Source organism: Agrobacterium sp. LEGMi-208b, assembly GCF_059511785.1.
The window spans coordinates 1342123-1367343 of the sequence record NZ_CM183445.1; the positions used below are offsets into that span (position 1 = coordinate 1342123).

28 protein-coding genes are annotated in these 25221 nt (G+C 59.6%); 11 read left to right on the forward strand and 17 right to left on the reverse strand.

The annotated features are described in order from the left end of the window. Window positions 1–3: 3 nt before the first annotated feature. The 6 genes from pheT to infC form a co-directional block, all read right to left on the reverse strand. A complete protein-coding gene (gene pheT / locus AC5YUO_RS06680; RefSeq protein WP_496154685.1) occupies window positions 4–2427 on the reverse strand; it encodes a phenylalanine--tRNA ligase subunit beta in 2424 nt (807 codons plus the stop codon). 24 nt (window positions 2428–2451) lie between these two features. Continuing rightward, window positions 2452–3534, reverse strand: a complete 1083-nt coding sequence (gene pheS / locus AC5YUO_RS06685; RefSeq protein ID WP_496154686.1) for a phenylalanine--tRNA ligase subunit alpha — start codon at window positions 3532–3534, stop codon at window positions 2452–2454. After that, the gene (locus AC5YUO_RS06690) at window positions 3527–4405 is read right to left on the reverse strand and encodes a phosphotransferase (RefSeq protein WP_496154687.1); all 879 of its coding nucleotides are present in this window, start codon (window positions 4403–4405) and stop codon (window positions 3527–3529) included. Before AC5YUO_RS06690 ends, pheS begins: the two co-directional genes overlap by 8 nt. 175 nt (window positions 4406–4580) lie before the next feature. Beyond that, a complete protein-coding gene (gene rplT / locus AC5YUO_RS06695) occupies window positions 4581–4985 on the reverse strand; it encodes a 50S ribosomal protein L20 (protein WP_003493358.1) in 405 nt (134 codons plus the stop codon). Window positions 4986–5025: 40 nt separating this feature from the next. Beyond that, entirely contained in the window at window positions 5026–5229 is a 204-nt protein-coding gene (gene rpmI / locus AC5YUO_RS06700; RefSeq protein WP_003493355.1) for a 50S ribosomal protein L35, read from the reverse strand. 187 nt (window positions 5230–5416) lie between these two features. Further along, window positions 5417–5953, reverse strand: a complete 537-nt coding sequence (gene infC, locus AC5YUO_RS06705; protein ID WP_078051391.1) for a translation initiation factor IF-3 — start codon at window positions 5951–5953, stop codon at window positions 5417–5419. Window positions 5954–6140: 187 nt separating this feature from the next. Here infC and AC5YUO_RS06710 point away from each other — a divergent pair, with 187 nt between their 5' ends. Both AC5YUO_RS06710 and AC5YUO_RS06715 read left to right on the forward strand, forming a co-directional pair. Beyond that, the gene (locus AC5YUO_RS06710) at window positions 6141–6929 is read left to right on the forward strand and encodes an alpha/beta hydrolase (protein ID WP_496154688.1); all 789 of its coding nucleotides are present in this window, start codon (window positions 6141–6143) and stop codon (window positions 6927–6929) included. 118 nt (window positions 6930–7047) lie between these two features. Next, on the forward strand, window positions 7048–7662 hold the full coding sequence (locus tag AC5YUO_RS06715) for a transglutaminase-like cysteine peptidase (RefSeq protein WP_496154689.1): 615 nt from the start codon (window positions 7048–7050) through the stop codon (window positions 7660–7662). A 56-nt stretch (window positions 7663–7718) separates the two neighbouring features. Here the strand turns inward: AC5YUO_RS06715 and mbfA are convergent, their stop codons facing one another. Further along, window positions 7719–8702 (reverse strand): iron exporter MbfA, encoded by a 984-nt coding sequence (gene mbfA / locus AC5YUO_RS06720; protein WP_400816109.1) that lies wholly within the window; start codon window positions 8700–8702, stop codon window positions 7719–7721. Window positions 8703–8841: 139 nt separating this feature from the next. Between mbfA and AC5YUO_RS06725 the strand changes: the two genes are divergently transcribed. Both AC5YUO_RS06725 and AC5YUO_RS06730 read left to right on the forward strand, forming a co-directional pair. Further along, entirely contained in the window at window positions 8842–9312 is a 471-nt protein-coding gene (locus AC5YUO_RS06725) for a group III truncated hemoglobin (RefSeq protein ID WP_496154690.1), read from the forward strand. Between the two features lie 163 nt (window positions 9313–9475). Continuing rightward, a complete protein-coding gene (locus AC5YUO_RS06730; protein ID WP_496154691.1) occupies window positions 9476–10579 on the forward strand; it encodes a TRAP transporter substrate-binding protein in 1104 nt (367 codons plus the stop codon). 6 nt (window positions 10580–10585) lie between these two features. Here AC5YUO_RS06730 and AC5YUO_RS06735 read toward each other — a convergent pair whose 3' ends face one another. Continuing rightward, window positions 10586–11677 (reverse strand): helix-turn-helix transcriptional regulator, encoded by a 1092-nt coding sequence (locus AC5YUO_RS06735; protein ID WP_496154692.1) that lies wholly within the window; start codon window positions 11675–11677, stop codon window positions 10586–10588. Window positions 11678–11822: 145 nt separating this feature from the next. Here AC5YUO_RS06735 and AC5YUO_RS06740 point away from each other — a divergent pair, with 145 nt between their 5' ends. Continuing rightward, window positions 11823–12896: an alpha/beta hydrolase family protein gene (locus tag AC5YUO_RS06740; RefSeq protein WP_496154693.1), complete on the forward strand. Its 1074-nt coding sequence runs from the start codon at window positions 11823–11825 to the stop codon at window positions 12894–12896. A gap of 18 nt (window positions 12897–12914) precedes the next feature. On the opposite strand, the gene AC5YUO_RS06745 is transcribed toward AC5YUO_RS06740, so the two are convergent. From AC5YUO_RS06745 to AC5YUO_RS06755, 3 genes are all read right to left on the reverse strand, one after another. After that, the gene (locus AC5YUO_RS06745; RefSeq protein ID WP_496154694.1) at window positions 12915–13433 is read right to left on the reverse strand and encodes a GNAT family N-acetyltransferase; all 519 of its coding nucleotides are present in this window, start codon (window positions 13431–13433) and stop codon (window positions 12915–12917) included. 19 nt (window positions 13434–13452) lie between these two features. Further along, on the reverse strand, window positions 13453–14034 hold the full coding sequence (locus tag AC5YUO_RS06750; RefSeq protein ID WP_496154695.1) for a helix-turn-helix domain-containing protein: 582 nt from the start codon (window positions 14032–14034) through the stop codon (window positions 13453–13455). 96 nt (window positions 14035–14130) lie between these two features. Next, on the reverse strand, window positions 14131–14532 hold the full coding sequence (locus AC5YUO_RS06755) for a ketosteroid isomerase-related protein (RefSeq protein ID WP_496154696.1): 402 nt from the start codon (window positions 14530–14532) through the stop codon (window positions 14131–14133). A gap of 73 nt (window positions 14533–14605) precedes the next feature. Here AC5YUO_RS06755 and AC5YUO_RS06760 point away from each other — a divergent pair, with 73 nt between their 5' ends. The 3 genes from AC5YUO_RS06760 (at window position 14606) to lepA (ending at window position 17977) form a co-directional block, all read left to right on the forward strand. Further along, a complete protein-coding gene (locus AC5YUO_RS06760; protein ID WP_496154697.1) occupies window positions 14606–15211 on the forward strand; it encodes a GNAT family N-acetyltransferase in 606 nt (201 codons plus the stop codon). Next, entirely contained in the window at window positions 15208–16077 is an 870-nt protein-coding gene (locus AC5YUO_RS06765) for a carbon-nitrogen hydrolase family protein (protein WP_496154698.1), read from the forward strand. Before AC5YUO_RS06760 ends, AC5YUO_RS06765 begins: the two co-directional genes overlap by 4 nt. A gap of 73 nt (window positions 16078–16150) precedes the next feature. Continuing rightward, the gene (lepA, locus tag AC5YUO_RS06770) at window positions 16151–17977 is read left to right on the forward strand and encodes a translation elongation factor 4 (RefSeq protein WP_020808457.1); all 1827 of its coding nucleotides are present in this window, start codon (window positions 16151–16153) and stop codon (window positions 17975–17977) included. 68 nt (window positions 17978–18045) lie between these two features. On the opposite strand, the gene AC5YUO_RS06775 is transcribed toward lepA, so the two are convergent. Then, the gene (locus tag AC5YUO_RS06775) at window positions 18046–18453 is read right to left on the reverse strand and encodes a DUF2000 family protein (protein ID WP_496154699.1); all 408 of its coding nucleotides are present in this window, start codon (window positions 18451–18453) and stop codon (window positions 18046–18048) included. Here AC5YUO_RS06775 and AC5YUO_RS06780 point away from each other — a divergent pair. Beyond that, the gene (locus AC5YUO_RS06780) at window positions 18428–19324 is read left to right on the forward strand and encodes an AraC family transcriptional regulator (RefSeq protein WP_496154700.1); all 897 of its coding nucleotides are present in this window, start codon (window positions 18428–18430) and stop codon (window positions 19322–19324) included. The two genes, AC5YUO_RS06775 and AC5YUO_RS06780, sit on opposite strands and share 26 nt — an antisense overlap. On the opposite strand, the gene AC5YUO_RS06785 is transcribed toward AC5YUO_RS06780, so the two are convergent. Then, window positions 19321–20214 (reverse strand): NAD(P)/FAD-dependent oxidoreductase, encoded by an 894-nt coding sequence (locus AC5YUO_RS06785; RefSeq protein WP_496154701.1) that lies wholly within the window; start codon window positions 20212–20214, stop codon window positions 19321–19323. The two genes, AC5YUO_RS06780 and AC5YUO_RS06785, sit on opposite strands and share 4 nt — an antisense overlap. Window positions 20215–20368: 154 nt before the next feature. Between AC5YUO_RS06785 and AC5YUO_RS06790 the strand changes: the two genes are divergently transcribed. Beyond that, complete coding sequence (locus AC5YUO_RS06790; protein ID WP_496154702.1) at window positions 20369–20827, forward strand: Rrf2 family transcriptional regulator; 459 nt, start codon at window positions 20369–20371, stop codon at window positions 20825–20827. A gap of 78 nt (window positions 20828–20905) precedes the next feature. Here the strand turns inward: AC5YUO_RS06790 and AC5YUO_RS06795 are convergent, their stop codons facing one another. Continuing rightward, entirely contained in the window at window positions 20906–21223 is a 318-nt protein-coding gene (locus AC5YUO_RS06795) for a hypothetical protein (protein ID WP_003524488.1), read from the reverse strand. 72 nt (window positions 21224–21295) lie between these two features. After that, window positions 21296–22708: an aminotransferase-like domain-containing protein gene (locus AC5YUO_RS06800; protein WP_496154703.1), complete on the reverse strand. Its 1413-nt coding sequence runs from the start codon at window positions 22706–22708 to the stop codon at window positions 21296–21298. A 116-nt stretch (window positions 22709–22824) separates the two neighbouring features. Here AC5YUO_RS06800 and AC5YUO_RS06805 point away from each other — a divergent pair, with 116 nt between their 5' ends. Beyond that, on the forward strand, window positions 22825–23700 hold the full coding sequence (locus AC5YUO_RS06805; RefSeq protein ID WP_496154704.1) for a DMT family transporter: 876 nt from the start codon (window positions 22825–22827) through the stop codon (window positions 23698–23700). Window positions 23701–23712: 12 nt separating this feature from the next. Here AC5YUO_RS06805 and AC5YUO_RS06810 read toward each other — a convergent pair whose 3' ends face one another. Beyond that, window positions 23713–24825, reverse strand: coding sequence for a glycoside hydrolase family 25 protein (locus AC5YUO_RS06810; protein WP_496154705.1), 1113 nt, complete (start codon window positions 24823–24825; stop codon window positions 23713–23715). Window positions 24826–25003: 178 nt separating this feature from the next. Continuing rightward, complete coding sequence (locus AC5YUO_RS06815) at window positions 25004–25192, reverse strand: YegP family protein (protein WP_003524480.1); 189 nt, start codon at window positions 25190–25192, stop codon at window positions 25004–25006. Between the last annotated feature and the right edge of the window lie 29 nt (window positions 25193–25221).

Genomic DNA, 25221 nt, shown 5'->3' on the forward strand with positions numbered 1-25221 from the left:
CCGTCAGGCGCGCAGAACGCCGCCCGTCGATTTCTCGACATTGCCGACAATCTTGGCCGTCAGCGCTTCGAAATCCTCATCGGTCAGCGTCTTGTCGACCGGCTGGATCTGGACTTCGATGGCCACCGATTTACGGTTTTCGCCGAGCGATGCGCCTTCGAAGATATCGAAGACATTGACGCCGGTGATCAGCTTGCGATCGGCGCTCGTCGCGGCCTTGATGATGGCGCCCGCCTCAACCGACTTGTCGACAACGAAGGCGAAGTCGCGCTTGACCGCCTGGAAAGGCGAAAGCTCAAGCGCCGGCTTGGTGCGAGTCGCCTTCTTCTTCGGCTCCTGCATGGCATCGAGATAAATCTCGAAACCGCAATAGGCACCGGAGACATCCAGTTCGGACAGTGTTTTCGGATGGAATTCACCGAAATAACCGAGCACGACCTTCGGACCCATCTTGATGGTGCCGGAGCGGCCGGGGTGATACCAGGAAGGTGCCCCCGCTTCGATCTGCACATTGGCCATGGGCAGGCCGCAGGCTTCGAGTACTGAAAGCGCATCGGCCTTGGCGTCATAGACATCCACCGGCTTGCCGCCGCCCTTGGCCGCATTCGACCACATGCGACCGCTGCCTGCGAGCGAGGCCGTGCCACGGCGGACACCGCCGGCAACGCGGCGCTGCTTCTCAGGCGTATCGCCCTCATAGGTGCCGGAAACCTCGAAGATCGCGACGTCACCATAACCCTTGTCGGCATTGCGCTGCGCGGCGGTCAAAAGGCCGGGCAGCAACGAGGGCCGCATGTCCGACATATCGGCCGCAATCGGGTTGGCGAGCTTCAGGGCCGGCGAGCCGCCACCGAAGAGCTTCGCCTGCGCTTCCGGAATGAAGGACCACGTGACGGCTTCCAGCATGCCACGGCTTGCCAGGGCACGGCGCGCGGTACGCGTGCGGATCTGCAATGTGGTCAGGATACGGCCATTGACGGCACCGAAGTTTTCCAGCGGTTCCGGCTTGATATTGTCAACGCCGTGGATGCGCATGACTTCTTCCACCAGATCGGCCTTGCCGTCGACATCAGGACGCCAGGACGGCACGGTGACGGAAACGCGTTCGCCCGTTCCCTCGACGCCAAAACCAAGCCCCTTGAGAATGGCGAGGCTTTCTTCCGCCGACACTTCCAGACCTGTCAGGCGCTTCACTTCCGCCAGCGGAAAATCCACGACCTTCGGCTGATGGCCCTTGTAACCGACAACCCTGGCTTCGCCGGCAACGCCGCCACACAGTTCCAGAACCAGTTCCGTGGTGCGTTCCAGACCCGGAACCATATAGTCCGGATCGACGCCGCGCTCGAAACGATAACGCGCATCGGTGATGATGCCGAGCGAACGGCCGGTCTTGGCAATGTTGATCGGATCCCAGAGAGCGGATTCGATCAGCACGTCGACGGTATTGTCATCGCAGCCGGAATGTTCGCCGCCCATCACGCCGCCGATGGACTCAAGGCCCTTTTCATCGGCGATGACGACATTGTTCGGGCCGAGCTTGTATTCACGCTGGTCGAGCGCAAGAATGGTCTCGCCCTCTTTCGCGCGGCGAACCGTGAGATCGCCCTTGACCTTGGCGGCGTCGAAGACGTGCATCGGCCGGCCCTGATCGAAGGTCATGTAGTTGGTGATGTCGACAAGCGCGTTGATGGGGCGCAGGCCGATCGCCATCAGGCGCTGCTGCATCCATTTCGGGCTCGGGCCGTTCTTGACACCGCGCACGATACGCAGCGAAAAGCCGGGGCAGAGCGCCGCGTCGTCCAGCTCCAGCTTCACCGTAACCGGGGTTGCGCCTTCAATCTTGAAGGACGGCGCAGGCTTCGTCTTCAGCTTGCCGAGACCTGACGCGGCAAGATCGCGGGCGATGCCGTAGATCGAGGTGCAATCCGGGCGGTTAGGCGTAAGGTTGATCTCGATGACCGGATCGTCGAGGCCGGCATAGGTGGCGAAAGACGTGCCGACAGGGGCATCCTGCGGCAGGTCGATGATGCCGTCGTGATCGTCGGAAATGTTGAGCTCCTTTTCGGAGCACATCATGCCGTGGCTTTCGACACCACGAATCTTGCCGATGGCAAGCGTGACATCAATGCCGGGCACATACATGCCGGGACGTGCGAGCGCGCCAACGAGGCCGGCACGCGCATTGGGCGCACCGCAGACGATCTGCACCGGCTTGCCATCACCGGCATCGACCATCAGCACCTTGAGGCGGTCGGCCTCAGGGTGTTTTTCAGCGGAAACCACCTTGGCAATGACAAAAGGCTTGTAAGCCGCCTTGTCGTCAACTTCTTCGACCTCGAGGCCGATTGCCGTCAGCCGCTCGCAAATCTCGTCCAGCGTCGCATCGGTATCCAGATGCTCTTTCAGCCAGGAAAGAGTGAATTTCATGTCTTTGCTCCTTGGCTAACCGGATTAAACGCTCAAACCGCCGAACAGCGTCGGCATGTCGAGCGGGCGGAAGCCGTAATGGTTCATCCAGCGGACATCGGCGTTGAAGAAATCGCGCAGATCAGGCATGCCGTATTTCAGCATGGCGATGCGGTCGAGGCCCATGCCCCAGGCAAAACCCTGATATTCATCCGGATCCAGTCCGCCGGCGCGCAGCACATTCGGGTGCACCATGCCGCAGCCGAGGATTTCCATCCAGTCCTTGCCCTCGCCGAACTTGACGATCGGGCCGGAACGGTCGCACTGGATATCCACCTCGAAGCTCGGCTCCGTGAAGGGGAAGAAGGACGGGCGGAAGCGCATGACGACACTGTCGACCTCGAAGAAGGTCTTGCAGAACTCTTCCAGCACCCAGCGCAGATTGCCGACATGCGCCTTCCTGTCGATGACAAGGCCTTCGACCTGATGGAACATCGGCGAATGGGTGGCGTCGGAATCCTGACGATAGGTCTTGCCGGGAATGACGATGCGGATCGGCGGCTTCTGGCTTTCCATGGTGCGGATCTGCACCGGCGAGGTGTGCGTGCGCAGCACCTTGCGCTCACCCTTTTCGTCCGGCTGGAAGAAGAAGGTGTCGTGCATTTCGCGGGCCGGATGGCCTTCAGGGAAATTCAGCGCCGTGAAATTGTAATAATCGGTCTCGATATCGGGACCTTCGGCGATCGAGAAACCCATATCCGCGAAGATGGCGGTGATTTCATCGACGATCTGGCTGATCGGATGAATGCGGCCACGCTCGGCCGGGGACTGGCGAACCGGCAAGCTGACATCCACCGTTTCCGCCTTCAGCCGGGCGGCGATGGCGGCATCCTTCAGGGCGTTCTTGCGTTCGCCGATGAGATCGGTGATTTCGGTCTTGAGCTGGTTGATGGCAGCGCCGCGGGTCTGGCGCTCTTCCGGGGTCATGCTGCCCAGCGTCTTCAGAAGCTCCGAAACCGAGCCCTTCTTGCCCAGCGCGGAAACGCGCACGGCTTCGATGGCCGGCTCATCGGCAGCGGCGGCGATCTCCGACATCAATTGCGATTTCAAGGTATCAAGTTCAGTCATCTTTTCCTGCCTTGCCGGTTTTTTTGAGAGCGGCTTCGGGGTTCACAGCATTCATCAGATAGTCGGTCGCCATGATAAAGCGTCGCAGATCACTACCCATCCGCACGCGCCCGATCAACCGGGCAAGCGGTAAAAATCGCCCGAGAATGCCGGTCAGGCGGCTTAATTCTTCAAGTGCCCGGGGCGGGGCATTTTCGCGCCAGCGGGCGAAGGCCGCATCGCAGGTTTTCGGCGCATCGCAAGCGCGTGTCGCGACCTGCAGAAACAGCAGCCAGATATCGCGGGCCTGCGCCGTCTCAAGCGGCATGACCTCCTGCGGTCGCTCCTCGAAATCCATGAAACCGACGCGGCCGTCTTCGAGAAAAAAGTCGCGCACATGCGGGCGCCCGTGGCAAAGGCCTGCCGCGTGCAATTCGCCGAGCGCCTCGGCGGATTTTACCAGCAGGGCATCATGGTCCGCGGGCTTGGTGGCCTTTATCGCGTCCATGCGCTCCATGATGGTGGGCCCGACATCCCCTAGGACAACGGCCGTCAACGAAGAATAGATGATGGGCGGAACGGGAAACCCGCGGGCCTTGAAGACCTGCAGCGTTTCGAGTTCACGGCGCATCAGGCCTGCGCCGTCAAGCGGCGGCGATGGGCGCATGAAGGTATAGGGAAGCAGCTTTGCGAGAAAGGTCTGCAGCTTTATCCACCAGGACGGCGTTTCCGTGCCCTGGCGCTTGATCCAGACGGTCGTTGCGGAAAGCTCGAGTTTCTGCACGCGGCGCTCGCTTTTAAGCAGAGCCCGCATCAAGGCTGCGATATCGCCATCTTCGAGATGGACGTGGAAACCCTTCGCCTTTTCCGCCTCGCTTGCGGCAACCAGCATTTTCCGCCCCCAATGGAGCCTGCCGACCGAAAGCCGGATGCCCCACCCTTTTGGCAAACTCGGGTCAAAAGCGTTCCACGCCTTTGCCGAAACTGCCCTGAATTGCAAAAAACGAAAACCCGCGCCGGAGAACCGGCGCGGGTTTCAAATGAACAACAGATTGTCCGCGCCGTAATTACTTTACAGCGGTTTCAAACTCGTTGGCCGTACCAGCATCCTTGAGGTACTCAAGCGCCTTCTTTGCTGCTTCGACGAGCGCGCCGAATGCTGCCGGCTCATGGATAGCCATGTCGGACAGAACCTTGCGGTCGACTTCGATGCCAGCCTTGTTCAGGCCGTCGATGAAGCGGCCGTAGGTCAGGCCGAATTCGCGAACAGCAGCGTTGATACGCTGGATCCACAGAGCGCGGAAGTTGCGCTTGTTGACCTTGCGGTCGCGGTAAGCGTACTGCTTGGAACGATCCACGGCAGCCTTTGCTGCGCGGATGGTGTTCTTGCGGCGGCCGTAGAAGCCCTTGGCTGCCTTGAGTGTCTTGGTGTGCTTGGCGCGGGAAGTTACGCCACGTTTTACGCGTGCCATGTCATGATCTCCTTAAAGTGTCCAAATGTGCGGAAAAGTCTCAGAGACCGTTCGGCAGGTAGTTCTTGACGACTTTCTTGCCGTCAGCTTCGGCGAGAACCATGGTTCCACGCGCGTCGCGAATGAACTTGTTGGTACGCTTGATCATGCCGTGGCGCTTGCCGGCGGCGGCTGCAACGACCTTGCCGGTCGCAGTGATCTTGAACCGCTTCTTTGCAGCGGACTTCGTCTTCATCTTGGGCATTTTGCTACTCCGTTTTTGTATCGAAACAGGCAGACGAGGCCTATTTCAAGCTATTCAGGAACGGCCACGGCATGCCCTGCCGGACCGTTCGGACGCGCGCTTATAACCGCAGTCGGCTAAAAGCGCAACGGGGAAAGCAAACTTCCCCTTGCGATGGTGATTATGCGGCCGTAAAGGCCGGCGCAAATTATTTCGGGGCGAGAACCATCATCATCTGACGGCCTTCCAGCTTCGGCTCGGCCTCCACCTTGGCAATCGCCTGGGTGTCTTCCTTCACCTGAAGGAGAAGCTTCATGCCGAGTTCCTGGTGGGCCATTTCGCGGCCGCGGAACTTCAGCGTTACCTTCACCTTGTCGCCATCATCAAAGAAACGGCCCATTGCCTTCATCTTCACGTCATAGTCATGCGTGTCGATGTTGGGGCGCATCTTGATTTCTTTAACTTCGACGATCTTCTGTTTCTTGCGCGCTTCAGCGGCCTTTTTCTGGGTCGAGTACTTCAGCTTGCCGAGATCGAGGATCTTGCACACCGGCGGTTCAGCGTTCGGCGAAATCTCAACGAGATCGAGACCGGCCTCCTCCGCCAGTTTCAAAGCCTGATCCGTCGGCATGCTACCGAGGTTCTGGCCCTCTTCATCAATAAGCTGAACTCTGGGAACCCGAATTTCCCGGTTGGAGCGCGGCCCCTCCTTGACGGGGGCATCGGCTTTGAAAGGTCTGCGAATGGTCGTATTCTCCTGATCTGTTTCTGGATCACGTCAGCAAAAAACAGCTTGTTTGGTACAAGCGGCGGAAATGTCGTTATTGCCGTGGCGAAGTCAATAGCATATCTGCCCGAAAAGATCACCTGTTGTCACGGTTTTTGCAAATACGCCGCCGTTGTTGCACCAAAATCAGGAGAATTGCATATACATGACCGAACAAGCTGCTGAATTCCTGCGTGTAGGCCCCGACAACGACACCCGCGACATCGCTTTCCTCCATCGCCCGGCGATTTCCAACGAGAATACGCCGATGCTGGTATGGCTTGGAGGCTATCGCTCCGACATGACCGGAACCAAGGCGGTTGAACTCGATCGCTTCGCGGCAGAAAACGGCCTTGCCTGCCTGCGGCTCGACTATTCCGGCCATGGCGCCTCCGGCGGCGACTTCAAGAACGGCACGATCTCGCGCTGGCTGGAAGAGGCGCTTGCCGTGGTGCGCGCAAAAGCGCCGTCGCGTGTCGTTCTCATCGGCTCCTCCATGGGCGGGTGGATTGCCCTACGCATGGTCGAGGAGCTGCGCAAGGCGGGGGGTGCGCCGTCCGTCGCCGGTCTGGTCCTCATTGCGCCAGCGCCGGATTTCACGCAGGAACTGATAGAGCCCAGCCTTTCGGCTGCGGAAAAAACCTCTCTCGCGGAAAAGGGTTACTTCGAGGAACATTCGGAATATAGCCCCGAGCCCAACATCTTCACCCGCGCGCTGATGGAGGACGGGAAGCAGAACCGCGTGCTGCAGGGTATCATCACCACCGGTTGCCCCGTCCACATCCTGCAGGGCATGCGCGACCCCGATGTTCCCTATCAGCATGCGCTGAAGCTTCTCGAACATCTTCCGTCCGATGACGTCGTGCTGACGCTGATCCGCGATGGCGACCATCGGCTTTCCCGGCCGCAGGATATCGAGCGCATGCTCGCCGCGGTCAAAGCCCTTGCAACATAGGCATTTGCGCAACGCTCTTAACCATATTCGACGAGTCTTGCGCGCCGCCGATTGCTAGCGATTGACTCAAGCCCCCTATCCCTCTTAACTTTTCGTTAAGAATTAAGGGACGGGTTTCATGATGAACGCACCGCTGGCGCGTGCGCTGCTGTCTGCAGTTGCCGCCGGGCTAATGACTGCTGCCTCCGCCATGGCGGAAACCAAGGGAAGCCCTTCCATGGTGACGGGCGGGATTACATCCCAGCCGATCGGCCATTATGAGTTCTGTCAGAAATATGCGGACGAGTGCAATATTCGCAGCAAAACGACGCCGCCGCCGCGTGTCACCGACTATGGCTGGAGTGTCATTCGCGAGGTCAATACGTCCGTCAACACCACCATCGTGGCGATGACCGACCAGGAAATCTACGGCAAGGACGAAGTCTGGGAATATCCGACGACTGCCGGCGATTGCGAAGATTTCGTGCTGCTGAAGCGCAAGAAGCTGGTTGAGCGTGGCTTCTCCGTGGCCGATCTGCTGATCACCGTCGTGCGCAAGCCGGATGGCGAGGGCCATGCCGTGCTGACGCTTCGCACCACCGACGGCGATTATATTCTCGACAATCTCACTGATGACGTGAAGCTCTGGACCGACACCAACTATACCTATCTGAAGCGGCAGGCGTCCTTCAATACGGGCCGTTGGGTCTCCATCGAAGATGGCCGTGACGTTCTGGTTGGTGCATTGCGCTGACGCTTAGTTCCACGTCTGATAAATCAAGGGCCCGCTATTGCGGGCTCTTTCTTTTTTCACCCGTTACCAATGATAATGCCGGCCGCGAGCACCAGTGAGCCGCCCAGGACCACCTGAAACACGGCGCGCAGGAACGGCGTTTCCATGAAACGGTTCTGAATGAAGGCGATGGCCCAGAGTTCCACGAAGACGACGACGGCGGCAATCGCCGTTGCTGTCCAGAAATGCGGAATGAGATAGGGCAAGGCGTGGCCAAGACCGCCTATCGCCGTCATGATACCCGAGGCCAGGCCCCGCTTTACCGGAGAACCCCGGCCCGAAAGCTTGCCGTCATCATGGGCGGCCTCGGTGAAACCCATGGAAATACCCGCGCCGACGGATGCCGAAAGGCCGATGAGGAAAGTCTGCCAGGTATCCTGTGTTGCGAAGGCGGCCGCAAAGATGGGGGCGAGCGTCGAGACGGAGCCATCCATCAGACCGGCAAGACCGGGCTGCACATAGGTCAGAAGAAATTGCCGCCTTGCGGTTTCCGCCTCTTCGGTCCTGCCATCTTCATCGAGATGTTTTTCTTCCAGCATTTGCGCGATCTCTTCGTGACCCCGCTCCGCTTCGGCCAGATCGCCCAGCAGCTTGCGCGTCGAGGCATCGCTGGTGCGCTTGACGGCCTCATCGTAAAAACGGATCGCCTGCGCTTCCATCAATTCGGCCTGGGCGCGGATTTTTTCGAGCGACAGGTTCTTCACCAGCCAGTCCGGGGTGCGCTCGTAAAAACCACGCACATGTTCGCGGCGGATCAGCGGGATCGTCTCTCCGAAACGGCGGCGATGCATGTCGATCAGGATATTTCGATGCTGCTGCTCGACATCAGCCATATCGTCGAAGACTTTTGCAGATTGTGGATATTGCGCGCGCAGATGATCGGCATAGGAGCGATAGATGCGGGAATCGTCCTCTTCGGACGAAATGGCGAGCGCGAGGATTTCCTGCTCACCGAGGGAGGAAAAAGGACGTTTGGACAGGGAAAAAAGACTGCGGAACATGGCTGAAACCTTTTTAGAATAATTCTAAATACATCTGCGCCGTGTCAGGATCAAGACATCTTAGAATAATTCTAATATGGCAAAGGGTCGCATTGCGGGCCACGTCGTCGCGGGGTAAATTCGCAGAAAAGGAAACACCATGCAGGATGACATTGCGGCCAGGGCCGCCCATAGCGCGGACATTCAGGACCGGGCGGAAAAAGCCATGGCGGAGATTGGCGTCGATGCCGGTTTCATCGACCTTCTGGTGGAAACATTCTACGGCCGCGTTCTCGAACACCCCACGCTCGGCCCGGTTTTTGATGCGCGGCTTGCCGGGCGCTGGCCGGAGCATATGGCCAGGATGAAACAGTTCTGGGCGGCTGTGGCGTTCAAGAATGGTGGTTATGGCGGCAAGCCTGTGCAGGCGCATCTCGGTGTAAAGGGCATGTCGGCGGAGCTTTTCCCGCAATGGCTCGCGCTTTTTTCCGCCACGCTTGACGATATAGCGCCGAGCAGGGAGGCTCATGACTGGTTCATGGAAACGGCGGAACGCATCGCCAGAAGCCTGACGCTTTCGCTGTTTTATAATCCCGCAATGGACGACCCGGCGTTGATGCGCAGCAAGTGACGTGAACAAGACGGGACGAAGCAACAATCGCCAAGCATCACGGACGATCACGCAAGTTTCGAACATTCCCTCTTGATGGCCGCCGGGATAAATGGTTAGTAGCCCTCGGGAGGCGTACCGTGCGGTTCGCCCGTCATATGCAGACATATCAGGGCTTATCGACATGGATCGCAGATCATTTATTCGCAAGGCGGGCGCCGTTGGCGCCGGTGTTACCGCAACGGCGCTTGCCGCTCCGGCGATTGCGCAGGAAAACCCCAAGATCACCTGGCGCATGACGTCGTCCTTCACCAAGGGTCTCGACATTTTGTTCGGCGCGGGCCAGATCGTCGCCGATCATGTCAAGGAAGCCTCCGGCGGCAACTTCGTCATTCAGCACTTCGCCGGCGGCGAAATCGTGCCGGCGCTGCAGGCAGCGGATGCGGTGACAGCCGGAACCGTCGAGATGGCGCATACCTGCTCCTATTATTACGTCGGCAAGGATCCGACCTTCGCGCTCGGAACCTCGGTTCCCTTCGGCCTCAACGCGCGCCAGACGAATGCCTGGTTCAACCAGGCCGGCGGCAACGAACTGCTCAATGAATTCCTTGCCCAGCACAATATCTACTCGATCCTGCTCGGCAATACCGGTGCCCAGATGGGCGGCTGGTTCCGCAAGGAAATCAACACCATCGACGACCTGAAGGGCCTGAAGATGCGCATTGCCGGCCTCACCGGCCAAGTGATGCAGAAGGTCGGCGTGACACCGCAGCAGATCGCCGGCGGTGACGTTTATGCCGCGCTGGAAAAGGGCACGATCGACGCGACCGAATTCGTCGGTCCCTATGACGACCAGAAGCTCGGCTTCTACAAGGTCGCGAAATATTACTACTACCCGGCATGGTGGGAAGGCGGCCCGGCCGTGCATGCCTTCGTGAACCTGCAGAAGTTCAACGCGCTGCCCGAGAACTACAAGCGCATCCTGAAGGATGCCTGCGCCGCCGGCAGCGCCAGCATGCTGGAACGTTACGATGCGCGCAACCCGAAGGCCCTGAAGGAACTCGTGGCGCAGGGCGCTATCCTGCGCCCCTTCAGCCAGGAAATCCTCGATGTCTGCCACAAGGCGGCGCAGGACACCTATGCGGAGATTTCGGCCAAGAACGAAAACTTCAAGAAAATCTACGAAAGCCAGCAAGCCTTCAAGAAGGACGCCTATCTCTGGGCGCAGATTGCCGAATATACCTATGACACCTACATGATGATCCAGCAGCGCAACGGCACGCTCTGATCCCCATCACTTTCCGACGATCTTCAGACGGTCATCCGGCATTTTCCGGGTGGCCGTTTTGTTTGGCGAGACCAGCTTCCACACTTCACGCTCCCGCCAGTCGACCGGGCTCATGCCGGTGACGCGGCGAAATTCGCGGTTAAAATTGGACTTGGTCTGAAAGCCCGAGGACAGCATGATTGCCGTCACCGATTGCTCCGTCTCCTCAAGCAGCCGGCAGGCTTCGCGGATGCGCAGCTGGTTGACATATTGCGAGACATTGACGCCGAGCGAGCGATTGATCGCGCCTGATATCTGCCGGCTCGGCAGGCCGAGGCGTCTTGCAAGCCGCGACAGGTTGAGGTTCTCGTCGCGGTAAAGCGCCTGGGTTTCCATCAGCTGATCGATCCTTGCGACGATGTCCCGGTCCTGCTCCGATGGTTCGGGCGGCGGCAATTCCGCGATAGATTCTACGGCTGTTTGTGGCGCTTTGCTCTTGCCGGCCAAAGCGGCCATGAGGCCAATCAACAACAGCCCGAGAAGATTGGCATTGCTGACGAGCGCAGCAACGTTCTGCCCCTGCGCCCATTCGAAATCGAAAAACACCAGAAGATCGAACAGGGCGGAAACACACAAAGCAATGGCAGCGATGATCAGCGCCCGGTGTGCCGAGGCAACGCTGGCGAATTGCGCCTCGTCCAGCCCATCCGGCCCCTTTCGTCCCAGAAGAAGCAGGGCGATGGCGTGCCCGACGAAGATGACGATCAGCGCAAGATCGATGCCGGTCGGGAACGCAAATTCCAGAACGACAATCAAAAGCGGCGACAGAACCAGGCTGGCGAACATCGCTCTCCTGCTCTCCGCGCCCACTCCCATCAACCCGCGAAAGGCGATGTAGACGAGAGGCGGCAGGCAGGCGGCGAGGATCGGCAGAATATAACGCGTTTCGCTGATGCCATATCCCCAGCGCAGGCCAACAAGGACGGATTGCACGGCGCAAAGGGCGATAGCCACCAGAAAGGCCCTGTTGGTCCGCACATCGTCTCCGCTTCGAAGGAAAACGATGAACATGACAACCAGCAAAAGCGCCACGACGAAAGGCAGCGGAATGAACAGCACGAATGAATATCCCCGGAACAACGGCTTATATTGCCAATTCATGGACCAGATCGCGTTTCGGGACGACCTCTAACGCGATCAAGGACGCGAAAAATATGCGGTGGCGCAGATTGAACCCCGTTCTTTCCAACCGCACGAGGTTTTCATGCGCCCTGTCACCACCATCGCGACCCTACTGTTTTCCGCCCTCGTCACCCAACCGGTTTTTGCAGGCGAGGCCGTCGGCCTCAGCGAAACCACCATCCATTCACCCACACGCGGCAAGGACCTTGCCGTCACCATCTGGTATCCTTCTGATGGCAACGGCGTGCAGACGCTTTCCGGCGAGGACCGGATTTTTAAAGGCACGCCCGTGCTCAAGGATGCTGCCCTGAAGCCGGCTCGTCTGCCGCTCGTGCTTCTGTCCCACGGTTCGGGTTCAAGAGTGTCCGGTATGGCATGGATCGCCGCGAAACTTGCGAGCGAAGGTTTCATTGTCGCCGGAGCCAACCACCCCGGCACGACCAGCGGCGACTCCACACCGGCCGACACACCGAAAATCTGGGAACGGACGGACGATCTTTCCACGATCATGACGGTCCTGACAGCACAAGGCAAATGGTCGAGTGCAATTGATGCGAAGAGGATCGGCGTTCTCGGCTTTTCGCTGGGCGGCAGCGCGGCGATGGAGATTGCGGGCGCGGGCGCCGATCTCGATGCCTATGCGCGTTATTGCGAAGACTATGCCACGATGATGGATTGCCAATGGTTTGCCGGCGGCCGCGGTTATCTCAATGGCGAGCCGGTCAGCGTGCCGAAGCTTGATCTCGAAACCCTCGACAAGGCCCGTTTCGAGCAGCAGAACCGCGATCCCCGCATCCGCTCCGCCGTGCTGGTCGATCCCGGTCTGGCGCTCGCTTTCAAACCGGAGAGCCTGAAAGAGATCGATATTCCGCTGACCTTCATCAATCTCGGCAGCAAGGGCAAAATTCCGCCGGCCGTGCTTGCGGATAAACTTGCGGAGGAAGTGCCCGGCGCGACCTATCAGCAGGTGGACGAGGCCAATCATTTCAGCTTCCTGCCGCTTTGCAAACCGGATGCCGATGCGTTCCTCAAATCCATCGGCGAGCGCGATCCGATCTGCGAACCGGCAGGACCACGGGACCGCGCCGATATTCACGCACAATTGGAGACGATGATCGTTGCCGCCTTCGACCATACGCTGAAGCCGGGTCAGTAGGATGGCAGCCTGAAAAGCCTAGCCGATCCGCTTGTAGAACAGGGTCGTGCCGCAAAAGCGCCCATCCGGAAACAGGGCATAGTCGGGAATAATGCCGACCCGCTCCCAGCCGAGGCGAGGATAAATCGCCTCGGCATCGCTGCCCGTGGCCGTATCCAGAACCAAGAGGGTGCGGCCACGTTTTGCCGCCTCCTCCTCCACCTTTTGCATGAGCTTGCGGGCAAGCCCGAGGCCTCGCGCGGACGGGTGCACGAGGAGTTTCATCAGATCGCCGCGATGCGGCTGATTGGGCTTCGAGGCAAGGCCGACCTGCACGGTGCCCGCCACCTTGCCCTCCACTTCCGCCACCACATGAATGGTCTCACCCTCGCCGGCCGTTTCCGCCACGGATCGCCAGAAGGGCTCAGCATCCTGCGGTGAAAAGGGCAACATGAAACCAACGGATGCACCGCCATTCACGCAGGCGGCGAGGACTTCGCAAAGTTCAGGCAGGGCCTCGATCGTCTCTTCCCGGTTTAACACGCGGATGGTGGCCATAAAAACTCCTTTGGGGAAATCAGCGCTGTCTTTGATCCAGCACGACGGCATAACGGGCGGGTTTTTCGGAAGGATTGTGGAAGACATGCCCTTCTCCCACGGGCATGAAAAGGCAATCGCCAGGCTCCATCCGGTGGATCTCTCCGCCGCTCGTCATTTCCAGCACACCTTCGAAAAGCCAGACATATTGCGTCATCCCCCGGCTTGCCGCGTGCGGCGGAAAACCAACGCGCGCGCCGGCCGGAAATTCCACCTCGACGATATCGACATCGGAACCCACACGCGGCGGGGAAATGGCGCGGCGTACATAGCCGGTTTCGGGATCTTTCCAGAGCCGCTGGTCGCGCTTTTTCACCAGCGGGGAAACAGCCTCTTCTTTTTCGGCGAAGAAGCCGGAGAGCGACAGGCCAAGTGCCGCACAGATGCGGGCCAGCAGCGAGGCAGTGGGGCTCGCCTCGCCACGCTCTATGCGGGAAATCATGGCGCGGCTGACGCCGGATTCGGACGCTAGTTTGTCCAGCGTCAGGCCGTTTTCCGCCCGCAATGTTTTGATCCGCTCGCCGATCGAGCGTTCGAGAACATGATCTTCGTTTTCCATCATATGAGATTAGAATTCCCGTATGATGGAGTCAATATCCACGATAGTGGAAACCACTGTCGATGTCAGGTTACCACTTATCGCGGGAAACCGGAGGGCTCAGGCACCAACCTGTGCAATCCAGTCGTTCAGATTATAGTAGTTAGTTACTCGGCTAACTTTTCCGTCCTTCAGGTCAAAGAAGGCGCCAGCCGGCAGCACATATGTCTGACCGTTCGCCTCGGGCAATCCCTCATCGGTCTTGAGATATTCGCCATTGACGATGAATTCCGCGGAAGCACGCTTACCGTCCTCGCTCGCCATGATCACCATATCGGTGAGGTTTTCCCTATAGCAGCGGTTCATATGATCCATGAAGGAGGCGAAGGCGGCCTTGCCGGTCTGGCGCTCGCCCTGATTGATATCGTGCACCACCTCATCGTGAAGAAGTGCCAGAAAGGCATCCATGTCCTGACGGTTGAAGGCATCATAATAGGCGCGAATGGTCTCGGCAGCGGTCATCGTCTTCTCCGTTCAATGCTTGCGCGGGTTTTCCATGACGGTATAACCAGTGCAACCGAAAGTGAAAATGCCCATGACCGTCGAAATCAAGTCTCTTTCCGGCATCAGCGCCACACCCTATTTCGATGACCTTGCGCGCCTGCGGATCGAGGTGTTTCGCGCCTTTCCCTATCTCTATGACGGCTCGCTGGACTATGAGCGGAAATATCTCGCGACCTATGCCAATACGGACGGCGCCGTCTTCGTGCTGGCGCTCGACGACGGCAGCGTGATTGGCATGTCCACCGGCATGCCGATGGCTGCGGAGACCGACGAGGTAAAAATGCCGTTCGTCGAAGCGGGTTACGATCCCGAGCGGATATTTTACTTCGGCGAAAGTGTCCTTTTGCCCGGCTATCGCGGTCACGGAATAGGAGTGCGCTTCTTCGAGGAGCGGGAGGCGCATGCAAAGCGGCTCGGCTTTAACCGTTGCACCTTCTGCGCGGTCGAACGGCCCACCGACCATCCGCGCAGGCCGGTGGATTACGTGCCGCTTAATGCCTTCTGGGAAAAGCGCGGCTATCGCCACCATCCCGAATTGCGCACCAGCTTCACATGGCAGGATCTCGACGAGAGCAGCGAAAGCCCGAAATCGCTATCCTTCTGGATGAAGACCATTGCCGGAGATGGAAACGAATGACCCGGTTAGCCGCCAGCCAATACGCCATCGAACTGATCGAGACATGGGAGGCCTACGCCGCGCATCTTGCCGCCATTGTGCGCGAGGCGAAGGAAAAGGGCGCGGAACTGCTACTGCTGCCGGAATATTCGGCCATGGTGCTGACCGGGCAATTGCCGGCCGATGCCCGCTCCGATCTGCACCGTTCCATCGAAGAGATACAGCCGCTCATCCCCTCCTGGGTGGAGCTTTGCGAAGAGCTGGCGCGGCAATACCAGATTCTGTTCCAGCCCGGCAGCGCGCCGGTGAAGGACCCGGACGGCAAGTTCCGCAACCGGGCGTGGCTCTTTGGCCCCGATGGCCTGATCGGTTATCAGGACAAGCAGATCATGACCCGCTTCGAGCGGGAGCAATGGAACATCCATGCCGGCGTGGAGGGTTTGAAGGCCTTCGAGACGAGTATCGGCAGGCTCGGCATCCTCATCTGTTACGACAACGAGTTCCCGATGCTCGGCCGCAGGCTTGCAGAACTTGGTGTGGAAATGGTTCTCGCCCCGAGTTGCACCGACACTTTGGCCGGCGCTTACCGGGTACGGATCGGTGCACAGGCCAGGGCGCTGGAAAACCAATATGCCGTTCTTTCCGCCCCGACCGCAGGAGAGGCGCCATGGTCTCCCGCCGTCGATGAAAATCGCGGCCGCGCGGCGCTTTACGTGCCGTCCGACTACGGCATGCCGGCATCCGGCATCATCGCGGAAAGCGAAAGCGATGCGGTGGTGCGAAGCACGCTTCTGATCGCCGATGTCGATCTTGCCGCCGTTGCAAGGCTCCGCACCGAGGGACAGGTCGCCACCCGCCGCGACTGGCCGGAGCAATTTGCGACCTGAAAAGCCCATTTTAAAGGGCTTTTAACCAAATTCCCGCTTTGCGGCATGAGAAGCCCCTGCTATAGCGCGGAACATGAGCACAAATTCGACCCGCACGCCCCTGGACCATATCCGCAACTTCTCGATCGTTGCCCACATCGATCACGGCAAATCGACGCTGGCCGACCGGCTGATCCAGTCGACGGGCGGCCTTGCCGAACGCGACATGTCGGAACAGGTTCTCGATTCGATGGATATCGAGCGCGAGCGCGGCATCACCATCAAGGCCCAGACGGTGCGCCTGCACTACAAGGCGAATAACGGCGAGACCTATGTGCTGAACCTCATCGACACGCCCGGCCACGTCGACTTTGCCTACGAAGTGTCCCGCTCGCTTTCGGCCTGTGAAGGTTCGCTGCTCGTCGTGGACGCATCGCAGGGCGTAGAAGCCCAGACGCTCGCCAACGTCTATCAGGCAATCGACAATAATCACGAGCTGGTCACGGTGCTCAACAAGATCGACCTGCCTGCGGCCGAACCCGACCGCATCAAGGAACAGATCGAAGAGGTGATCGGCATCGACGCCTCCGACGCCGTGATGATCTCGGCCAAGACCGGTCTTGGCATTCCCGATGTGCTGGAAGCCATCGTCAACCGTCTGCCGCCGCCGAAGAGCGAAGTCGGCGAGAACGGTCCGCTGAAGGCGCTGCTGGTCGACAGCTGGTACGACACCTATCTCGGCGTCATGGTTCTGGTGCGCGTCATTGACGGCGTGCTGAGCAAGGGCCAGCAGATCCGCATGATGGGTTCGGGCGCGAAATACGGCATCGAGCGCGTCGGCGTGCTGACCCCGAAGATGGTCAATGTCGACAGCCTCGGCCCCGGCGAGATCGGCTTCATCACCGCCTCGATCAAGGAAGTTGCCGATACGCGCGTCGGCGATACCATCACCGACGACAAGCGCCCGACGGCGCAGGCCCTGCCCGGCTTCAAGCCCGCGCAGCCGGTGGTGTTCTGCGGCCTCTTCCCGGTCGATGCGGCCGACTTTGAAGATCTGCGCGCAGCTGTCGGCAAGCTTCGCCTCAACGACGCTTCCTTTTCCTTCGAAATGGAATCGTCTGCTGCCCTCGGCTTCGGTTTCCGCTGCGGCTTCCTCGGCCTGCTGCATCTCGAAATCATTCAGGAGCGCCTCGAGCGCGAGTTCAATCTCGATCTCGTCGCCACCGCACCTTCGGTTGTCTATGAAATGACGCTGACCGATGGCACGGAGAAGGAACTTCACAACCCGGCCGACATGCCCGACGTTGTCAAGATCAAGGAAATCCGCGAGCCGTGGATCAAGGCGACCATCATGACGCCGGACGAATATCTCGGCGGCATCCTGAAACTGTGTCAGGACCGGCGCGGCCTGCAGACGGAGCTGACCTATGTCGGCAACCGTGCAATGATCACCTATGAACTGCCGCTCAACGAAGTGGTGTTCGATTTCTACGACCGCCTGAAATCCATTTCCAAGGGTTACGCTTCCTTCGATTACAACATCATCGACTATCGCGAAGGCGATCTGGTCAAGATGTCGATCCTCGTCAATGGCGATCCTGTCGACGCGCTCTCCATGCTGGTTCACCGCTCGGCGGCGGACCGGCGCGGGCGCGGCATGTGCGAAAAGCTGAAGGAACTCATTCCGCCGCACATGTTCCAGATTCCGATCCAGGCCGCCATTGGCGGCAAGGTCATCGCCCGCGAAACCGTGCGCGCCCTGCGCAAGGACGTGACAGCGAAGTGCTACGGCGGCGACGCAACGCGCAAGCGCAAGCTTCTGGACAAGCAGAAGGAAGGCAAGAAGCGCATGCGCCAGTTCGGCAAGGTGGAAATTCCGCAGGAAGCCTTCATCGCTGCGCTGAAGATGAACGACGAGTAAGCGGCAATCTGCGCCATCGCAATTGAAGGGAGGCCCGCAGCCTCCCTTTTGCGTTTCAAGGCCCGTCCTCAGGCGTGCAACTTCGCACCCTTGGTGATCTTGTCGACGATCTTCTTGTCTGCCCTCAGCGCCATGCCGACCACCCTGGCATTATCAGGAGAAAACTCCGAAAATACCTGACGGTTGGCAACATCGTGCCCGGTGGAGAACATCTCCTCGATGTAGAGCGACGTCGTAACGTCGCGCTCGAGGGATCGCTGATGGATTTTGCGCAGCGCCTCCTGATCCGTGGCCATGACGACAATCGGCTGGATGGACAGGGGATTATAGACGTTGCCTGCCCCGTCGCGGTATGGTTCGCCGATGATCTCTCTGGTCTGGGCGACGATGCCGGACATGAGAAATGCGGTAACGTTCAGTTTTTGCCACACGGCAAGGTCATCGCGAAGGATGACGGCGATCTTGGTATCAAACATGCAAACTCAATCTGGCTGTGGTTACGAAAGAGAAGCGATTCTAGCGCCTCGGGGCGTCGGCGATCTTGAACGTTCGTGCAAATTCGAAGGGATTGTCCAGGCGCCATCCAGCGAAGGCATAGAGCGTATAGACGCTCGCTTTCACGGCAATGCCTATGCGCCGCATCGCCATGACACCTATGCACTCGGCGTCACGCTTTCCGGCGTCCAGACCTTTTCCTATCGCGGCACATCGCATTTCAGCATGCCGGGAAATGTCATCGTTCTGCATCCCGATGAAGTTCACGATGGCGGCGCAGGCACAGACGAAGGCCTGCACTATCGCATGCTCTACCTTCCGCCGGAGAAAACGACGGAAGCGGGATATAACACACTGCCCTTTGCCCAAAGTGCCGTCATCGAGGACGAAGAGTTCCGCCAATGCCTGACCGAGGCACTCGGAAATCTCGACGGCGAACCGGATAATCTTCTTCTCACCGACTGGCAGTCGCGGCTTTCGGATCTGCTCTGGAAACATTCGAACGGAAGCGTCAGACCCATCAAATGGATCGACCGTACCGCCGTTTTGCGGTGCCGGGACTATCTGCTGGAAAACAGCGCCGACACCGTCGGTTCGCGGGAGTTAGAAGAGATAAGCGGGCTCGACCGCTTCACGCTCTTCCGGCACTTCCGTTGCCTGTTCGGCACCAGTCCGCATCGTTATCTCATCATGCGGCGGCTGCAAAAATGCAAGGACATGATGCGAGGGGGTGCGAGCCTTGTCGAAACGGCATTTGCCTGCGGTTTCGCGGATCAGGCACATTTCACCCGGCATTTCAAAAATGCCTTCGGCATGCCTCCCGGCCGCTGGCTGAACCTCGTTTCACACTAGATCGCTTCCGGAAACAGGATCGACCGGTGAGCCGCAGCACCCGCCATGGCGCCGTCTCCCACCGAAAGGGCGACCGAGCCGGCGGGCCTTGCCACATCACCGCAGGCGAATATGCCGCGGGCGGTGGTCTGTTTCATCGGGTCAGTCACGATGGTCGATCCCATAGGCCCTTCCTCCACGGCGCAGCCAAGCTTTTCCAGCCAGTTCGAGGCGATCCGCAATGTCGGCTGGGTGAAAAGGCCAGCCAATGCGATGCTGCGTCCATCCGCCAGAACGACATCCGCATGCCCGGTAATTTCCCGGATGCGGTCTTTTTCCACCCGCACGCCGCGCTTTGACAACAGTGCGTGCTGGTCCGCATCCGGCTCGAATATGCCGTTTGTGAAAAAGGTCGTCTCGCCCCAGTCAGGAAGCATCAACGCGTGATGGATGGCGAACGGTGAAGCCGCGATAACGCCGATCTTTCCCTGATTGAGCTCGTAACCATGGCAATAGGGGCAATGGAAGACCGAAGAACCCCAGCGGTCTTTCAGCCCGGCAACAGCAGGCAATTCATCGGTGACGCCCATGGCGAGAATGAGCCGGTCCGCAGTTTCATCGCGGTTGCCATCGATCTCGATCACGAAATCGCCAAATGAGCCTTCGGCATCGGTCACCCTGCCTCCGGCCCATTGTATGGTCGGATAACGTTCGATCTGGCGACGCGCCTCGGCGATAATCTCACCCGGCGCCCTGCCGTCCTGCCCGAGAAAACCGTGCGAATGGCTGGCGAAGCGGTTTCTCCGCTCACCGGCGTCCACCACCAGAATGTTTTTTCTGGCGCGTCCAAGCTGCAGGGCGGCTGAAAGGCCGGCATAGCTGCCGCCGATAATGATGACGTCGAATTTCATGATGCACCCATCGTTTCAGGAAGGAGGCGGAAGTGCCCGTTCATTTCACGATACTTATATTGTTACATGATTTTCGGAGTCAATAGTCACGCAACTTATATTGTTACATCACCCTGAAAGTGGTAGCGTCGATACAAACAGACGGGTTTGAGCAATGAGACACGACACGCGCCTTTCACGGGTGCTGCATATTCTGATCCACATGGAAAATCATAAGGGTGCGGCGACATCCGAGAACATCGCGGCAATGCTTCAGACCAACCCGGTGGTGGTGCGCAGGACGATGGCCGGCTTGCGCGAGCACGGCTATGTATCGTCGGAAAAAGGCCATGGCGGCGGGTGGGTGCTGGCGCGGCCACTCAGCGAAATCACGCTGCTCGATATTTACCGGGCGCTTGGCGCACCGGAACTGTTCTCGATCGGGCTGGCGGGCGACAATCCGAACTGCGTTATCGAACAGGCCGTCAATGCGGCGCTTTTCGACGCCATGAAAGAGGCGGAAAGCATTCTCTTGTCCCGCTTTGGAAGCATTGCACTCTCGACGCTGGCGCAAGAATCCATCACCCGCTGGTCCAGCGTTTCCAACCACCCTTCCGCGATGGAGCAGCTTTAAGGGGGCGGACAACGCCACCCCTCGCAAAGAAAAACCGCCTGCCGGAAAGCAGGCGGTTTTATCATATCAGGGAGCCCGTTACGGCTGGGTCTGCGTGCCGCCCGTATTCGGGCTTGCCGGTGCGGTATTGTTCGCAGGCGGTGTTGCCGGAGCGGTCGGAGCCATGGGCGCCGGTGCCTGATCCGTTGCCGCGGGCGGCGTGGTGGAGGATGTCGTGGCCGGATCGGTGGTCGGGCCGCTCATCTGCGACCATGCGAAAACGCCCACCAATACGACGACGATGATCGCCAGCCACGGCACCCAGGACGACGACGTGCGGGCACGCGGTTCATTGCTGATATTCACTTCCGGACGAAGATCGCGGTCCGGGCGCGGGTTGTTGGGATCGAATGTCATGGTGTTTCCTCCTCTTCATTCTGCGGAGAAAACGACGTTCACGGGATTTTGTTCCGATTCGTTCCAGAACGCCTACAGTCCACGATGCTCCGCCCCTTGCTGAAGGGCATCCACCAGCACCGCCATGACCTGCGGACCTGCCATTTGCGACACGTTGAAACGCATGAAACCGGAGGCGCTCTGCGAGGAGCTGAACACATTGCCGGGGGCCAGCACCACCTGCCGGGAAAGCGCCCGGCGCGCCACATCGGCAGCATCGATCCCATCAGGCAGGCGGCACCATAAGAACATGCCCGCCTGCGGTTCGATCCATGGCATACACCCGACCGACCTCAGACGCGCCGCCACCTCTGGCATCGCTGCCGCAAGACGCTGCCTGAGCGCCTCCACGTGCTTGCGGTAACTGCCATCGGTCAAAAGCGAGAGGATCAGCGCTGCCGAAAAATGCGTTCCGCCAAAAGTGGTGGCGATCTTGAGATCGGTCAGGGCCTCCACCCACGCCAGGGGGGCCGCAATGAAACCGCACCGCACGGAGGCCGACAGTGTTTTTGAAAAACTGCCTATCTGGACGACCCGGTTCAAACCATCGAAGGCCGCCAGCCGGGGCGCAGCCTGGGTTTCGAAATCGGCAAAAATATCATCCTCGATGATGGTCAGCCCCGCCTGTTCGGCGAGCATCAGCAGGCGATGGGCGGAAACGGCGGAAAGCCTTGCACCTGTCGGATTATGGATTGCGGAATTGGTGATATAAAGCCGCGGCTGATGGTCTTTCAGCGCCTGCTCGAAAAGCAGCAGATCCGGTCCGGTCGGCGTATAGGGAACACCGACGATCTTCACCCGATGCGCCCGCAAGAGGGCGTGGAAATTGAAATAACAGGGATCATCGACAATCACCGTATCTCCCGGCTGCAGCAGGAAACGGCACAGAAGATCGATCGCCTGCGTGCCGGAATCGGTGAGCATGATCTGGTGCGCACCCGCCTGCATCCCGTGTTCAGCCAGCCTGCGCGACAGAAGCTGGCGCAGCGGCAACAGCCCCATCGGGCTGCCATAATCCGCCAGCAGGGCGGCGTCGGCGCGGGCAAGCCCGCGCATGGCCCGTCTCAAAGCCTCCTGCGGCATCCACGATGCGGGAAGCCAGCCGCAACCGGGCTTGGCGAGGACGGAACCTTCATCCAGCGCCTGCCGCGAGACCCACAAGGGATCCACGGCCCTGTCGAGCTGCGGTTCGATATCGGCGAGCGACAGGGGCGCGAGCGGACCCGAAACGAAAAAACCGGAGCCGGGGCGCGAGCTTATCGTACCATCCGCCACAAGCCGGTCATAGGCCTCGACGATGGTGGAGGTGGATACCTGCATGGTCTTTGCCAGCGCCCTGACGGACGGCAGGCGAGCGCCCGGCACGAGGCTGCGCGAGGCAATGCGTTGCCGCACATTTGCCATCACCTTTTCTATGCGCGTGCCCGCAGCAACCTGCCCGTCCACATTTCCCTCCAACCGTACCGCTCATGAAACCATAACAGTTTCTCGAAATTGTATATGATTGTCGCTGTTCCTGCCAGCCATTCCGGATCAAGAAAGGCAAAACGCAGGAGTTGACAATGGACAAGACGACGAGCGGCTGGCTGAGCGGCCTGACAGGGGTGGTGATATTCAGCGGTTCCCTTCCCGCGACACGCATTGCGGTAACGGGTTTCGATCCGGTGTTCCTGACCGTCGCCCGCGCCAGCATTGCCGGCCTGCTGGCGCTCGCGCTGCTGTTTCTGTTCAGGCAAAAGCGGCCGGCGCGCGATGACCTGACATCGCTTTTCATCGTCTCGCTCGGTGTCGTCGTGGGTTTCCCGCTATTGACCGCGCTCGCCCTGCGGCACGTCACCTCGGCGCATTCCATCGTTTTTGTGGGGCTATTGCCGCTCGCAACGGCAATCTTCGCGGTGCTGCGCGGCGGCGAACGCCCGCGCCCGGTGTTCTGGTTCTTTTCCTGTCTGGGCAGTGCGCTTGTCGCGGGTTTTTCCCTGTCGAATTCATTCGCCGCCGGGATCGAGGCCTCACTGGCCGGCGACCTTCTAATGCTCGGCGCAATCATCGTCTGCGGGCTTGGCTATGCGGAGGGTGCTGCCCTTTCCCGCAAGCTGGGCGGCTGGCAGGTCATTTCCTGGGCGCTGGTTCTTTCCCTGCCGGTCATGTTGCCGCTTGCTTTCTTCACCGGGCCGGAAACGCTTGCCGGCATCGACCCGCAGGCCTGGGCTGGCCTTGCCTATGTCTCGCTGTTCAGCATGCTGATCGGCTTCATCTTCTGGTATCGCGGGCTGGCGCTTGGCGGCATCGCCGCCGTGGGCCAGCTGCAATTGCTTCAGCCCTTTTTCGGGCTCGCGCTTGCCGCCACCCTGCTGCATGAGGAGGTGAGCCCGGCCATGATCGCCGTTACGCTTGTGGTGGTGCTCTGTGTTGCAGGCGCACGGAAATTCGCACGCTGATGATTGCTATCGTCAGCTCGAACGGCGGTCCACCCAGCGATGCCATGCATCCTCGCTGCCGTTGAAGACATTGAGATCGATACGGCCATCGACACCGTGCGACAGGCCCGAACCGGAATATTGCCAGAACAGCCACTTGCGGCCGGGATAAACCACCGACGGATGCTGCGCGACGGCGCGCAGCCAGAAGGGATAATCCTGGAATTCGCCCTGGAGATTGTCCTTGTAAAAATCGGGCGCCGTATAAATGATCGGCCGCTGACCATAATGGCGCTCGAGCTTGTCCATGAAGACGCGCATCTTTTCCAGAACGCGTTCGCGGGAATGGCGCATCTTGCAGCTCGATTCGCCGTTATATTCCACGTCGATGACAGGCGGCAGCGCGTCCGGATCGCGCGGTACATTGCGAATGAACCAGTCCGCCTGTTCGCTGGCGTTGCGGCACCAATAAAAGAAGTGGTAGGCGCCACGGCGAATGCCCGCTTCCTTCGCGCGCTGCCAGTTGGTGCGGAACATCGGATCGAGATGATCACCGCCATCCGTCGCCTTGATGAAAGCGAAATTGGCGCCGCGCGTGCGTAGCTGCGGCCAGTTTATATTGGCCTGCCAGCGGGATACATCCACCCCATGGACCTGGAAATGACGGGGCTGGACCCTGCCGAAATTGATCGGCTTGGCATCGCTGAAGCTGGATCGAAAAATCCGCGAGCGTATCTGCGCGCCGGCGCTCGCCGCCGGGGCCGCAGCCATGGCCAATTGTACCGGACGCTCCATCTGGTTGATCATGGGGCGCTCCGCCGGCCGCACCATGCCAGTCGCCTGTGACGGGACCGGCAAACGGATTTCAGGTGCATTCTGCGTTAACGACGCCTTGGGGGTGACGGCGGAAAAGGCCTTGGGTTCGTCCGGCACCGGCCCTCCCCACGCCAGAACTTCCTGCCTTGGCTGGGCGGCGATCGCCTGGGTGCCGACGCCTGCCTGCGGCACCGGTGCGGATGGCGTGACCGAACTCGTCGTTTCCTTCGAAGGCAGGCCGGCCATCAGGCTTTCCGGCCCGGAACTGGACGTGCAGCCTCCAAGCAGGAGGCAACCGAAGAAAAGTGCTGGCACAGCCGATGAACGCATGAGAACCCGTACGCAAAACAAATCGGGGGCACTCTGATGCCGCCCGGAGACCTCGAAATACAAATGCTAACGGAAGATTATCAAAAAAGACTGAATCTTATCTTTACGTCGGCACCTGTCGATACGCCTGTCATTTCTGGCAGGCGCAACACTTCGAATTCTCGCGTGGCGGCGCGGCTCAGGCCGTCATGGCGGTCAGATCGACAGTGTCGGCACCGGGGGAATTTCTCTTGATCGATTCGATCGCATGAACAGCCGATGCCTTCGCCTGGTATCCTTCCGACGAGAACATGGTTTCCCCGTTAGATGCCTTGAAGCGGAAACGATATTCGCCGGCCTTGTCCTGATAGATCTCGAATTTGTACATGATCTCTGCGCCTCCTTGCACACGATGGT